The organism is Ensifer sp. GW101-20A05 (assembly GCF_059424735.1).
The window spans coordinates 361,640-375,547 of the sequence record NZ_JBWKZT010000006.1 but is presented as its reverse complement, the minus strand read 5'-3'; the positions used below and the strand labels follow the sequence as shown (position 1 = coordinate 375,547).

Here is a 13,908-nt window from a genome sequence, read left to right as displayed (position 1 = left end):
ACCTCGGCAGCTAATCCGTTTTCTCGTCTCGGAAGGGTTGCGCCTCGCGGAAATGGATGGCCCGTCGTGTGCGGCGGAACGGCGATCGCTGCCATCTTGATAACGTTTTTCACGCCCCCAATAAGGGGGTCGATCGCAGTGTAACCCAAAGATGGTTCGATTTATAACGATTTAAGAACGCTTATGAAGCGCCTCTAATCCTTTTGGGTTGTTTCGTAATGAAGATCTTTACGTTACATTAGCTATCGCGAATTTTCCCGGGGCGGGAAGATATCGTGATGCATAGTGGTTCCGAATAAATTTTCTGAAAGTGTGGTGCACAGCGGGAAAAACGCAGCACCCATAAAAACAAATGGAAAAATCCTAGGAGGGCGTAATGTATCCGGGAAGCTCCAGCGTTGGTGATTTTGAAGAAAACAACAAGGCTTTATCGCAGAAAAAAAAGATTGTCATGCTTGCCAAGATCGATCTGTTTGCCGAGTGCCTGATGCAGGCGGTCGGCTCGCGGTTTCAGGGGCACGACATCGTCTGCTTTTCCGATCCGGACAATCTGTTGGACGGCAGTCTCGTCGACGTGACGTTGATCATGCTCTACCGGATGCCGGCCAAGTCCTTTCCAGCAATCTTGCGGACGATCCACGAGTTCCACCCCAAGACCTCGATCGGTCTGGTGGTGGAGAATGCCGACGAGCTCGATCCGTCGATTGCCGGTTTCGTTGAAGAGCGGTTGATCCATGGCGTTCTGCCGTTGAACCTCAACCTGGACGTCTGCCTTGCGGCCATCGATCTACTGATGAAGGGAGGCGAGCACTTCCCAGCCGCCTTACTGCGACGGCTTTCGCCCGAGCCCTTCGCTGCGAGCAGTCTCTATGGCCGGCGGGCAGAGCTGTCCGGATCCGGTCCGGCCGCAGGCGCAGGTCGGCGCAAGCGCGATGCCGGACCTGACGGACTGACGACCCGCGAAGTTCAGATCCTCGATCTGATCTGCAAGGGAACGCAAAACAAGATCATCGCGGATCGTCTTGGATTGTCGGAAAATACCGTCAAGGTTCATGTCCGCAACATCTACAAGAAGATGAACGTCCGCAACCGCACGGAGGCGGCGTCGCGTTACTTCACCAACGATGCGGCGGCCGAACGGGGTGGCGACACGCTTTCGTCGCGCTGGAAGAACTAGGCTCGAAGAACTAGGCTCGGCAGCGTCGGCCAAACACTTCATTTCTGTGCCTCGACGTGGTCGAGAGCGCAGATGTTGGTGTTTGGATATCGTCTGTGAGGCCCCGTTTGCCGCGTTCCCGTGATCTGGTCTGTGGCGAAGCGTGGTCGCCACGGCGGAACACGCGACCGGCATCCGCATGACGGTCTACTCCCCTGAGAATGGCAATGTTTCTTGAGCGATCCGATAGCCCGCTGTGACTTCAAGATGGTTAACAAGGTATTAGATGATTATGTTGATTGGATTATAATGTAACTATTCGTGATTATGTTTCCGATTATTTTATTCCTATTTCAGATTACATTATATCAATCCTTATTGTTTTAGTTGACGCGCTAATGGTTATTTGATAATTAACTAATATTGAAATTGAAGATAAGTAGATTTTCGGATGAATTGTAGAATTATAGTTCTGTCGGGTTGTGCGTGAATTTGTAATAAAGAACAAAATCCTTATTATATTTCCATTGGCAGCCCGTCTCCAATCACCATGAGAAATGGTGTGTACAATAATTGGAGGTGTGTATGCGAAAGGTCGTTCCGGGGCCGTTGTCTGTCGTCGGGCAACGGGAATTTCTAAAGAAGATTTCAGGAATACCAAGGAGAATTCTAGTAACAGGTGGAGGCGGGTTTCTTGGCTCTCATATTTGCGAAAGACTTCTTTCTCTAGGTCATACGGTTATTTGTCTCGACAATTTTTCAACCGGACGGCGTGAAAACCTCTCTCATTTGGTGCAGAACCCGCATTTCCACATCATCGATCATGACGTTCGCAAACCCTATCTGATTGACGCCGACGTCATCTTCAACTTTGCCTCTCCCGCATCGCCGCCCGACTATCAGGCCGATCCGGTTGGCACTCTCATGACGAACGTCCTTGGCGCGCTGCATGCACTCGAAAATGCGCGCGCCACCGGCGCCACGGTCATCCAGTCCTCGACTTCGGAAGTCTACGGCGATCCGCTCCTCAGCCCGCAACGCGAGGTCTATTTCGGCAATGTCAATCCGATCGGCCCGCGTGCCTGCTACGATGAAGGAAAACGGTCGGCCGAAACCCTGTTCTTCGACTACCACCGATCCCATCGGGTCAAGATCAAGGTCGCGCGCATCTTCAATACCTACGGTCCGCGCATGCGTCCGGACGATGGCCGGGTGATCTCCAATTTCGTCGTTCAGGCCCTGCTCGGCAAGGACCTGACCATCTATGGCGACGGGCAGCAGACCCGGTCCTTCTGCTATGTCAACGACCTGATCGACGGCTTTCTCCGGCTTTCGGTCTCGGCGGATGACTGCATCGGCCCGATCAACCTTGGCAATCCTGGGGAGTTCACCGTTCTCGAACTTGCGCAGATGGTGCGGTCTCTGACCGGGTCGCGCTCGCGCATCGTTCACCAGGCGGCGGCCGTCGACGATCCTCGCCAGCGCCGTCCCGATATCTCGCAGGCGCTGACCGAACTCGCCTGGGAGCCGAAGGTCATCCTGCGCGACGGGCTTGAGCGCACTATCGCCTACTTCGAGGAGCGCCTCAGCGCGGCCGATCGCGCAACGGCGGGACAGGCGGTATGAGATGTCCCGCGTCGTACTCGTCACCGGCGGTGCCGGCTTCATAGGAAGCCACACCTGCAAACGCCTTGCCCAGCAGGGTTTCGTCCCCGTCGTCTATGACAACCTGTCGACGGGACATAGGGCCAACGTACGCTGGGGTCCCCTCGTTGAAGGCGATCTCGAGGATACGGAACGGCTGGCAACGGCCGTCCGGACGTTCCTGCCTGAATGCGTGATCCACTTTGCGGCTTCCGCCTATGTCGGGGAATCCGTCGAAGACCCGGGAAAATACTACCGCAACAACGTCGCAGGCAGCATCGCGCTGCTCGAAGCCTGCCGCGCGACCGGGCTGGCACGCATCGTGTTTTCCAGTTCCTGCGCCACCTATGGCGTGCCGCAGCGGCTTCCGATCACCGAGGATACGGAACAGTTTCCGATCAACCCCTATGGGCGCACGAAGCTGATGATCGAGCTGATGCTTGGCGACTATGCGCGCGCCTATGATTTCCGCTCCGTCGCGCTGCGCTACTTCAACGCCGCAGGCGCCGATCCGGAAGGACAGCTCACGGAACGGCACGATCCCGAGACGCATCTCATACCGCGTGCCCTGATGGCGGCGGCCGGCGGGATCGAACGGCTCGACATCTTCGGCGACGACTATGCGACGCCGGATGGAACCTGCATTCGCGACTACATTCACGTGACCGACCTTGCCGACGCCCATGTCGCGGCCGTCAACTATCTGAATGACGGCGGCGAGGTACTGCGCGCCAATCTCGGCTCCGGACATGGAACCTCGATCCGGGAGGTTCTCGAAGCGATCGATCGCGTTACCGGGCGGCAGGTTCCCGTGCAGATGTTGCCGCGTCGCCCGGGCGATCCGCCCGTGCTCTATGCCGACACCAGCCGGGCGCGGCAGCAACTGGGCTTCCGGCCGGCCTTCTCGGATATCGAAACCATCATCCGCACGGCGGCGCCGGGTTTCGGGCTGGAGGTGTGGCGATGAGCTGGGCAGCCACAGTCGATGGATTTCGGCGCTATGCCGATCTCGCGCGTGCGGGGCCTGTCAGGCCGCGTCTGACGACGCTGTTTTCCGGGCGCTTGCAGATACTGAACATGTTGGGGGTTACCGCGTGGTTCGCGGCCTTCACGTATTTCTGGTGGTGGTGGCTCGATCCGGCCCATGTTCTGGACTGGCCGTCCTACGTCCTTATCACCGTCGTCGTCGGGTGGATCACCCTGCTGCCGGTCTACTTCATCACGATCTTTTCCGGCGCGAAGGTGGCCACGGTGAGCACGGGGCCGGTGCCCCAGGGGCGGATCGCGATGGTCGTCACCAAGGCGCCGTCCGAGCCGTTTGCCGTTGTACGCAAGACGTTGCAGGCGATGCTGGACCAGACTGGCTGCGACTTCGATGTGTGGCTGGCAGACGAAGACCCGTCGCCGGAAACGGTTTCCTGGTGTGCGGCCCACGGGGTTTTCATCTCCACGCGAAAGGGTTTCGCCGAATATCATCGCGCCGCCTGGCCGCGCCGCACGCGCTGCAAGGAAGGAAACCTTGCCTATTTCTACGATCACCACGGCTATGACCGCTACGATTTCGTGGCGCAATTCGACGCCGATCACGTGCCCGAAGCCACCTATCTCGTGGAGGTGCTGCATCCCTTCAACGACCCGTCGGTCGGCTATGTCTCGGCGCCGAGCATATGCGACGCGAATGCCGCGGCAAGCTGGTCGGCTCGCGGGCGGCTTTACGCGGAGGCGAGCCTGCATGGCTCCCTTCAGGTCGGCTACAACAATGGCTGGGCGCCCCTATGCATCGGTTCCCACTACGCCGTGCGGACAAAGGCCCTGAAGCAGATCGGCGGATTGGGGCCGGAACTCGCCGAAGATCATTCGACCACGCTGATGATGAATGCCCATGGCTGGCGCGGCGTGCATGCCCTCAACGCCATAGCCCATGGCGACGGGCCGGCGAACTTTGCCGATCTCGTGGTTCAGGAGTTCCAGTGGTCTCGCAGCCTCGTCGCGATCCTGCTGAAATATTCGCCTTTGTATGTGCCGAAGCTGCGGCCGCGGCTGCAGTTCCAGTTCCTGTTTTCGCAACTCTGGTACCCGCTGTTTTCGTGCTTCATGGCGCTGATGTTCCTGATGCCGATCGTGGCGCTGTTGATGGGGCGGGCCTTCGTTGACGTCGACTATCCCGATTTTCTGCTGCATTTCGTGCCTTTGTCAGTGGTTCTGGTCGTGCTCGCCTATTTCTGGCGTTCGACCGGTACGTTCCGGCCGCACGACGCGCGGGTGCTGAGTTGGGAGACGGTCCTGTTCCTGTTCGCGCGGTGGCCCTGGTCGCTGCTCGGCTGTCTGGCGGCGGTGCGCGATCACCTGACCGGCTCGTTCGTCGATTTTCGCATCACGCCGAAAGGCGGCGGTGCCGCGGCTCCCCTGCCGCTTCGGATATTGATGCCCTATTTCGTGCTTTCCCTGATGTCGGCGCTCGCCGTCTGGCTGATTTCCGATGCCGGAACGGCACGCGGCTTCTACGTCTTCGCCGAGATCAACGCCCTCGTCTATGCCGGGCTCGTGGTGGTGATCCACGTTCGACACGCCCGCGAGAACGGGCTGCCGCTTATGCCGCGTTCGACGATGACCGCAATGACGGCCGGCTCTCTGGTGCTGGTTTCGGTGCTGTCGGCCCAATCGGCGGTGCGTCACGGCGCCGAGGCAACGGAGGCCCTGTCGCATGGCTTGGGTTTCGTGACCTTCACCGAGGCGAAATACACGGTCGCCGGCGCCGGACACGGTACGAAACTCAGGATCGTTCGCTTCCATTTGCAATGGAAAGGCTTTTCTCAGCCGCCCGAGAGCGGGGCGCGGATCGAACCTGCCGTATCACGGGCCACCTCTAACAATGCCGGAAGAAGGAGTGTCAGTGAAACGAAGTACCGGGAAACCAGGACGACAAAGAAGGTCGGCCGATACTACGTGCCGTCATGACGGCGGCGAACAGTCGAGTGTGTAATCTCCAATGTGAGGAGAAAGTGGATGAAAGGGTCGATAAAAGTCATGGTTCTGCCGCTGTTGCTGCCGGTTGCAGCCGCTGCGGTCTACTTGGGCGCCCAGCCGGTCAAGGCGAAGATGGAAGTCAAGCCGACGCCGCTCAGCGCTTACGAAGTCTATTCCCTCTACCGCAACAAGACCTGGCAATGGTCCACCGGCGGTGCACGCTTCACCGCGCATGACCGCAAACTCGTGGCCTTTGTCGACAAGGGCAACGGCAACCGATCCTTTGCCGAAGGCAATTGGTACGTCAGCGATCTCGGCATGATGTGCATGCAGGCCATCTGGACGACCGCGGCCGAGGCCGGCGATGCGCGGACCTGCTTCGGCCATGCCAAGATCGGCGACACGATCTATCAGCGGAAGGTGCCAAACGGCGAATGGTATGTCTTCAAGCATGCAAAACCCAAGCCCAATGACGCCTACTACAGCCTCGTCGCCCAGGACGACATCACAGCAAAGGCGTTGCGTCTCAAGGAACAGTTCCTGGCCAAAAAATAGACGCAGCAGGAGGATGAAATGAAACGCAAATTGGCATTCGCCCTATGCACTGCCCTGGCCCTGCAACTGGACTTCGGCAGCTTGGTATCCGCGTTGGCGCAGGAGCAAGCCAATCCTGCGGGCAATGCCGGTCAGACCCAGACCATGATCGACAAACGTCCCGTCATGCACCCTGGCGGAACGAGATTCGGCGCCTATGACCCGCATGGCGATTTCGGCGCCCAAAGCGATGTGACGACCGAAGCTCTGTTCCTGCCCTGGGAGGACGTCGATCTCGCATCCTTGCGCACCGCTGACGAGTATGCCCTTCAGCGGGGACGCAATCTGCTGATCACCATCGAGCCCTGGTCCTGGTCGCTCGACTGGAAATTGACGCCGGCGCAGCTCCGCGACCGGATGCTCAGGGGTGAATACGACGTCAACATGGAGGCGATCGCCGACATGATCGCCGAGCTGAAGAGCCCGGTCATCGTGCGCTGGGGCCAGGAGATGGAAGACACGTCCGGACGGTTCTCCTGGGCTGGCTGGGCGCCACAGGACTGGATCAAGGCCTACAAGCATGCGATGGACATCGTGCGCAAGAAGGCGCCGAAGGCGCAGATCATGTGGTCGCCAAAGGGTTTGCCGAACCTCGATGCCTATTATCCGGGTGACGATTACGTCGATCTCGTCGGGCTGTCGGTCTTCGGGCTCGAACCATTCGATCAGATCGAATATGGGACGCCAAGGACGTTCGCGCAGGCGCTCAAGCCCGGCTACGACCTGGTGGCCAAGTACAACAAGCCGATCTGGGTCGCCGAGCTCGGATGGGAAGGCAGCCCGGCCTATATGCAGCCCTGGATGAACACCGCGACACAACCGGACCCGCAGTTCCCCAACCTGGCCGAAGTCGTCTACTTCAACGACCGTGACGTCATCGAATGGCCGCACAATCTCGGCCGGCCGAACTGGCGCGTGGTCAACCAGACCACGAACTGACATTGCCGGCAGTAGCGCGCTCTGAACGGGCGCGCGAGAAAGTTCAAGCATCTCGTTTGGCTGGATGCCCTTACTTGCAGAAAAGCCCCTCGCTTGAGGCGAGAGGCTCGAGTTAGAAGTGCCGGCGTTGTCGGCTGCGATTTACTCGGCCGCCTGCGGCCCCAGTTCGCCGCGACGGATCTGGTCGGCTTCGATCGATTCGAACAGGGCGCGGAAGTTGCCCTCGCCAAAGCCTTCGTCGCCCTTGCGCTGGATGAACTCGAAGAAGATCGGGCCGATCACTGTCTTCGAGAAGATCTGCAGCAGGATCTTCGTCATGCCGCCGTTCACCACACCTTCGCCGTCGATGAGGATGCCGTGCTTCTTCATCCGGTCGATCGGTTCGTCATGGCCGTGAACACGGTCATGCGACATGTCGTAATAGGTCTCCGGCGGGCCTGGCATGAATTTCAGGCCATTGTCCGCCAGCTTGTCAGTGGCGTCGTAGATGCCTTCGGTGCCGACGGCGATGTGCTGGATGCCTTCGCCCTTGTATTTGCGCAGATACTCCTCGATCTGGCTCGTATCGTCCTTGGACTCGTTCAAGGGAATGCGGATCTTGCCGCAGGGCGAGGTGATCGCCCGGCTGACGAGGCCGGTGATGCGGCCGTCGATGTCGAAGAAGTGGATCTGGGTGAAATTGAACAGCTCGCGGTAGAAGGCCCACCACTTGTCCATATTGCCGCGATAGACGTTGTGCGTCAGGTGGTCGAGATAATAGAATCCGACGCCCTCGGGCCTCGGATTGCGCTCGCCGGTCCACTCGAATTCGGTCTCATAGGCAGAGCCCTTGGCGCCGTAGGTCTCGACGAAATAGAGCAGCGAACCGCCGATGCCGACAATCGCCGGAACATCGAGGCACTTGTCCTTGCCTTCATAGGGGATCGCGCCCTTCGAAACCGCATGGTCGAAGGCGTGCTTTGCGTCGACGACGCGCCAGGCCATGGACGGGGCGCAGGGGCCGTGCTCATCGACGAAGCGCATGGCATGCGAGCCGGGTTCGGCGTTCAGAATGTAGTTGATGTCGCCCTGCCGCCAGACCGTGATGTTCTTGGTCTTGTGCTTGGCAACCGGGCTGTAACCCATGCGAGCAAAAAGCTCGGCGAGCTTCTCCGGTTCCGGATGGGCGAATTCGACGAATTCGAAGCCGTCGGTGCCAGCGGGGTTTTCAGCGGTAATCGTTGCCGGCGGGGCGTCATGCGGGAAGGGGCCCATCGGAAGTCTCCTCTTGTTCTTCCAAACTTCGCTGGAGTATGACGCAATTCCCATGCATGATGCTTGTATTCTTGCGCGGTTTAGACAGGATGGCGCACGGAACATGCATAATAGTGAATTAGGATGCAGGAATGGAGCAGCTTGACGGGTTCGATCTCAAGATCCTCAGCGAATTGCAGCGCGACGGACATCTGACCAATAATGAGCTGTCGGAGCGCATCGCACTTTCGCCGTCACAATGCTCACGGCGGCGTAGCCGGCTCGAAGCCGAAGGCTACATCACCGGCTATCAGGCACAGATCGACCGGCAGAAGCTCGGCCTCGATCTGATGGTGGTGATCTCGGTGACGCTCGCCACCCACAACCGCGACAATGCCAAGCGCTTCGGCAAGCTCATTTCGAGTTTGCCCGAGGTGTTGGAGGCCTATGCGCTGACCGGTGAGATGGACTATCACCTGCGGGTGGTGACGCCTGACCTCGCGGGGCTGTCGCGCTTCGTCAACGACGTGCTTTTGCCGCATGACAGCGTGCAGCACGTGAAGACGTCGATCGTGCTCGAAACGCTGAAGAGTTTTGAAGGTGTGCCGATTCCGGAGCGGATGAAGGGCTGACGTTTCACCCCTCGCGGCGAGGACGTTTCTCCACTTTGCCGATGGCGCGTTCAATCGCCTCGAGACCAGCCGTCAGCGCCTGCATTCCGGCGGCTCCAACCAAAGCGTCGAGTTCAGCCTGGTAGCTGGCCGCAAGCGCCGTCAGTTCGACATAGGCACGCAGGCCCGCCTTCGTCAGCTGGAGATGTTCGAGGCGGCGATCGCCTTCGTTTTCATTGCGCGTCAGCCAGCGCCGCTCTTCGAGTGCTGCGACCGCACGGCTCACCTTGGTCTTGTGCATGGCGGAATGCGCGCCCACTTCCGTTGCCGTCATTGGACGACGGGTGCTGCCGAGGGGTGCCAGCGTTCGCCATTCCGGGCGAGTGAGCTGGTAGCGCGCCTTGTATTGTGCGGCAAAGCGCAGGGCGACGAATTCGGCCGCGCGGTTCAGCCGGTAGGGCAGGAAGGCATTGAGCTCGAAGCCGTCGGCGGTCATCGGTGTTTCCTTGATAGTTACAAAATCGATAGTTACGATTGCAACTAATATGCCGAAGGCGAGGCTCGCGTCCACCATGGATGGGGCCGTTGCGGGCGGTGTTTGGGATTGCGCTGGCCCCGCTGCGAGAGCTGGAGCCGGATGCTCAAGGGAGGAGGATAGAACCATGCTCGACAAGGCAGGAAAACAGGCCGAGGCACGGACTGACGCAGCCGAGGCGCTCAACTACATGCCGGGTTTCGGCAATGATTTCGAGACCGAAAGCCTGCCGGGAGCTCTACCGCAGGGCCAGAACAGTCCACAGAAATGCGCCTACGGGCTCTATGCCGAGCAGCTCTCCGGCTCGCCCTTTACCGCGCCGCGCGGCACCAACGAGCGCTCCTGGCTCTACCGCATCCGCCCGAGCGTCCGCCACACCGGGCGGTTTTCCAAGATCGACTATCCGCACTGGAAGACGGCGCCGCATGTGGCCGAGCATTCCCTGGCGCTCGGCCAGTTGCGCTGGAACCCGTTGCCGGCGCCCTCGGAAAAACTGAACTTCCTTGAGGGCATCCGCACCATGACGACGGCGGGCGATGCGCCGACGCAGACCGGAATGGCGGCCCATGCCTATGCCTTCAACGCCGACATGGTGGACGACTATTTCTTCAATGCCGACGGCGAACTCTTGATCGTTCCGGAAGCGGGCGCGATCCAGGTCTTCACGGAACTCGGCAAGATGGATGTGGAGCCCTCGGAAATCTGCATCGTGCCGCGCGGCACCATGTTCAAGGTGACGCGGCTTGGTGAAGAGAAGGTCTGGCGCGGCTATATCTGCGAGAACTATGGCGCCAAGTTCACATTGCCGGATCGCGGCCCGATCGGCGCCAACTGCCTTGCCAATCCGCGCGACTTCAAGACGCCGGTCGCCGCCTTCGAGGAGAAGGAGACGCCTTGCCGCGTGCATGTGAAGTGGTGCGGCGGCTTCCATGTGACCGAGATCGGCCATTCACCGCTCGACGTCGTCGCCTGGCACGGCAACTACGCGCCCTACAAATACGACCTCAAGACCTACTCGCCGGTTGGCGCCATCCTCTTCGATCATCCGGACCCGTCGATCTTCACGGTGCTGACGGCACCCTCGGGCGAAGAGGGTACGGCGAACATCGATTTCGTCATCTTCCCGCCGCGTTGGCTGGTGGCCGAGCACACCTTCCGGCCGCCCTGGTACCACCGCAACATCATGAGCGAGTTCATGGGGCTGATCTACGGCCGCTATGACGCCAAGGAAGAGGGCTTCGTGCCCGGCGGCATGAGCCTGCACAACATGATGCTGGCACATGGGCCGGATGCGTCGGGCTACGACAAGGCGACAAACAGTGAGTTGAAACCGGTGAAGCTCGACCATACGATGGCCTTCATGTTCGAGACCCGCTTCCCACAGCAGCTGACCCGCTTCGCCGCCGAACTGGAGACGTTGCAGGACAACTACATCGACTGCTGGACGGATCTCAAGAAGCGCTTCAACGGGACGCCGGAAGGCGATTGGTCTTGAGTTCACGCCTCGTTTTGCTTGGCAGCAAGGGTGGTCCGGCGATCCGGCCGGGCGGCCCGTGGCCGACCTCGTCATTGCTTCAAATCGGCGGCCGTTCGATCGTGGTCGATTGCGGCCTTGGCGTTACCCGCGGAGTAACGGATGCCGGCGTGCCGCTGAAGGCGCTGGACCTGATCGTCATCACCCACCTGCATTCGGATCATGTGCTTGAGCTTGGTCCGTTGATCCACACGGCCTGGACCGCGGGGCTCGCGCATCCAGTGCGCGTCTTCGGCCCCGCCGGGACACGTGCCTATTGGCAGGGCTTCCTTCAGGCGATGGCCTTCGACATCGACATTCGCATCGTCGACGAAGGCCGGCCGGACCTGTGCGCTCTTGTCGACGTCATCGAGTTTTCCGAGGGCGCGGTCTTTTCGGAGAACGGCCTGACCGTGTCGGCGCTACGCGTCGATCATCCGCCAGTCACCGACTGTTTCGCGCTGCGGTTCGATCATGCGGAGGGCTCGGTCGTCTTTTCCGCTGATACGGCCTATTTTCCGCCGCTCGCCGATTTCGCCCGAGGGGCTGACATTCTCGTGCACGAAGCGATGCTCGCCGAAGGCGTCGACCGGCTGGTGGCGCGCACCGGCAACGGCGCGCGATTGAAGGAGCACCTGCTTGCGAGCCACACATTCGCCGAACAGGCGGCCGCGATCGCAACGTCCGCCGGCGTCGGTCGGCTGGTGCTGCACCACCTCATTCCGGCCGATGATCCCGAGATAACGCAAGGCCATTGGATTGCGGCGACCCGCAAAAGCTGGGCAGGCGCCTTGACGATCGCCGCCGACGGCCTTGTTGTGAGACTTGCGGACGATTCGCCCGCTTAAAACAACTCCGCGAAGGCCGCGCAGCGGCTTTCGGTCCGGAACAATGAGAAGATTGAGAGGGAGGACTGCATGAAACTGGCGACACTCAAGGACAGTACGCGCGACGGAAAGCTCGTGGTCGTCTCTCGCGATCTCACCCGCTGCTCCGAGGTCGGGCATATCGCCCGTACGCTGCAGGCAGCGCTCGACGACTGGGAACACGCAGGCCCGCGGCTTGCCCGCGTGGCCGAGGGGATCGAGACCGGCTCGCAGCCGACGATCCGGTTCCATGAACACGACGCCCTGTCGCCGTTGCCGCGCGCTTACCAATGGGCCGACGGCTCGGCCTACGTCAATCACGTCGAGCTCGTCCGCAAGGCCCGCAATGCCGAAATGCCGGCAAGCTTCTGGACCGACCCGCTGATGTATCAAGGCGGCTCCGACAGCTTCATCGCGCCGCGCGATCCGATCCCGCTTGCCGACGAAAGCTGGGGCGTCGACATGGAGGGCGAGGTCGCCGTCATCGTCGACGACGTGCCGATGGGCGCTACCAATGACGAGGCGCGCGCTGCGATCCGCCTGGTGATGCTGGTCAACGACGTATCGTTGCGTGGCCTCATCCCGGCCGAGCTTGCCAAGGGTTTCGGCTTCTTCCAGTCAAAGCCGTCTTCTGCCTTTTCGCCGGTCGCCGTTTCCCCGGATGAATTGGGTGAGGCCTGGGACGGCGGCAAGCTGCATCTGCCGCTCTGCGTCGACATCAACGGCAAGCCCTTCGGCCGAGCCAATGCCGGCATCGACATGACCTTCGATTTCGCCCAACTGGTCGCGCATGCGGCCAAGACCCGGCCGCTTTCTGCCGGCACGATTATCGGTTCGGGCACGGTCTCCAACAAGCTTGACGGCGGACCGGGCAAGCCGGTCGCAGAGGGCGGTGCCGGTTATTCCTGCATCGCGGAGCTGCGCATGATCGAAACCATCGTCGGTGGTGCGGCGAAGACGCATTTCCTGAGGGTCGGTGACGTCGTGCGCATCGAGATGAAGGACAAGACCGGCCATTCGATCTTCGGCGCTATCGAACAGACCGTCGAAGCCTACAACAAGGCCTAAACGGCTGAACGACAAGAACGGGCAAAGGCATGAGCGAGACCGTCCTTTACGACTACTGGCGTTCGTCGGCGAGCTATCGGGTGCGTATCGCGCTCAACAGCCTCGGCGAAAGCTATCGTTCGGTGCCGGTCGATCTGCTCGCCAAGGCGCACAAGGCGCCGGAGCATCTGGCGCGCAATCCGCAGGGGCTCGTGCCCGTTCTCGACATCGATGGCGAGCGGTTCACGCAATCGCTCGCCACCATCGAATATCTCGCCGAGACACGCAGCAATGCCGGTTTCCTGCCTGACGATGCCGTCGGGCGCCAGCGGGTGCGCATGCTCTCCTACGCGATCGCGATGGACATCCATCCCGTCTGCAATCTCGGCGTGATCTCCTATGTCATGGCCAATGCCGAGGACGGTGAGGCGGCGCGGCGCAACTGGATGCGCAAGTTCATCGGCGAGGGACTTGCCGCCTTCGAACAGCTGCTCGACCATCCCGCAACCGGCCGGTTCTGCCATGGCGACAGCCCGTCGATGGCGGATTTCTGCCTCGTGCCGCAGGTCTACAATGCCCGCCGCTGGGAGGTGGATCTCAGCGCTTGCCCACGGCTTGTCGCGATCGATCAGAATTGTTCGGAGATCGAGGCATTCGCCCGCGCTCACCCGGATCGCACGCCGCGCTGACCGGTGCGGTTGTCCGTTCTGTTCCTTCAGACATCATCTGACTGAAGCTGCCTTGTGCTGACCGGCCTCATCTGGCCGGTTCCGTCAAACGGATGTCGCGAATGGATCGACGGC

The 13,908-nt window shown here is 60.6% G+C and carries 13 protein-coding genes; 11 read left to right on the top strand and 2 right to left on the bottom strand.

Going from position 1 to position 13,908, the window contains the following annotated elements:
* Window positions 1–376: 376 nt before the first annotated feature.
* From AC070A_RS18230 to AC070A_RS18205, 6 genes are all read left to right on the top strand, one after another.
* Entirely contained in the window at window positions 377–1,177 is an 801-nt protein-coding gene (locus tag AC070A_RS18230) for a helix-turn-helix transcriptional regulator (RefSeq protein ID WP_057254501.1), read from the top strand.
* Window positions 1,178–1,741: 564 nt separating this feature from the next.
* Window positions 1,742–2,782 carry a UDP-glucuronic acid decarboxylase family protein gene (locus AC070A_RS18225; protein WP_082641249.1) on the top strand — a complete coding sequence of 347 codons (1,041 nt, stop codon included), beginning with the start codon at window positions 1,742–1,744 and terminating at the stop codon, window positions 2,780–2,782.
* A 1-nt stretch (window position 2,783) separates the two neighbouring features.
* Window positions 2,784–3,767 (top strand): UDP-glucose 4-epimerase GalE, encoded by a 984-nt coding sequence (gene galE, locus AC070A_RS18220; RefSeq protein ID WP_112995965.1) that lies wholly within the window; start codon window positions 2,784–2,786, stop codon window positions 3,765–3,767.
* A complete protein-coding gene (locus AC070A_RS18215; protein WP_112995963.1) occupies window positions 3,764–5,758 on the top strand; it encodes a glycosyltransferase in 1,995 nt (664 codons plus the stop codon). The genes galE and AC070A_RS18215 overlap by 4 nt, the downstream gene beginning before the upstream one ends.
* 48 nt (window positions 5,759–5,806) lie before the next feature.
* Window positions 5,807–6,322 (top strand): DUF995 domain-containing protein, encoded by a 516-nt coding sequence (locus AC070A_RS18210; protein WP_057254503.1) that lies wholly within the window; start codon window positions 5,807–5,809, stop codon window positions 6,320–6,322.
* 18 nt (window positions 6,323–6,340) lie between these two features.
* Entirely contained in the window at window positions 6,341–7,300 is a 960-nt protein-coding gene (locus AC070A_RS18205) for a glycoside hydrolase family 26 protein (protein WP_057254504.1), read from the top strand.
* 141 nt (window positions 7,301–7,441) lie between these two features.
* Here AC070A_RS18205 and hppD read toward each other — a convergent pair whose 3' ends face one another.
* Window positions 7,442–8,554, bottom strand: coding sequence for a 4-hydroxyphenylpyruvate dioxygenase (gene hppD, locus AC070A_RS18200; protein WP_057254505.1), 1,113 nt, complete (start codon window positions 8,552–8,554; stop codon window positions 7,442–7,444).
* 131 nt (window positions 8,555–8,685) lie between these two features.
* Between hppD and AC070A_RS18195 the strand changes: the two genes are divergently transcribed.
* A complete protein-coding gene (locus AC070A_RS18195) occupies window positions 8,686–9,165 on the top strand; it encodes an Lrp/AsnC family transcriptional regulator (RefSeq protein ID WP_057254506.1) in 480 nt (159 codons plus the stop codon).
* Window positions 9,166–9,169: 4 nt separating this feature from the next.
* Here AC070A_RS18195 and AC070A_RS18190 read toward each other — a convergent pair whose 3' ends face one another.
* Window positions 9,170–9,640: a MarR family winged helix-turn-helix transcriptional regulator gene (locus AC070A_RS18190; RefSeq protein WP_112995962.1), complete on the bottom strand. Its 471-nt coding sequence runs from the start codon at window positions 9,638–9,640 to the stop codon at window positions 9,170–9,172.
* Window positions 9,641–9,806: 166 nt separating this feature from the next.
* Here AC070A_RS18190 and hmgA point away from each other — a divergent pair, with 166 nt between their 5' ends.
* From hmgA to maiA, 4 genes are all read left to right on the top strand, one after another.
* Window positions 9,807–11,174 (top strand): homogentisate 1,2-dioxygenase, encoded by a 1,368-nt coding sequence (gene hmgA, locus AC070A_RS18185; RefSeq protein WP_058325309.1) that lies wholly within the window; start codon window positions 9,807–9,809, stop codon window positions 11,172–11,174.
* Window positions 11,171–12,040 (top strand): MBL fold metallo-hydrolase, encoded by an 870-nt coding sequence (locus tag AC070A_RS18180; protein ID WP_112995961.1) that lies wholly within the window; start codon window positions 11,171–11,173, stop codon window positions 12,038–12,040. The genes hmgA and AC070A_RS18180 overlap by 4 nt, the downstream gene beginning before the upstream one ends.
* Before the next feature lie 69 nt (window positions 12,041–12,109).
* Window positions 12,110–13,126 carry a fumarylacetoacetate hydrolase family protein gene (locus AC070A_RS18175; RefSeq protein WP_057254510.1) on the top strand — a complete coding sequence of 339 codons (1,017 nt, stop codon included), beginning with the start codon at window positions 12,110–12,112 and terminating at the stop codon, window positions 13,124–13,126.
* Between the two features lie 29 nt (window positions 13,127–13,155).
* A complete protein-coding gene (gene maiA / locus AC070A_RS18170) occupies window positions 13,156–13,794 on the top strand; it encodes a maleylacetoacetate isomerase (protein ID WP_058325307.1) in 639 nt (212 codons plus the stop codon).
* Window positions 13,795–13,908: the final 114 nt, after the last annotated feature.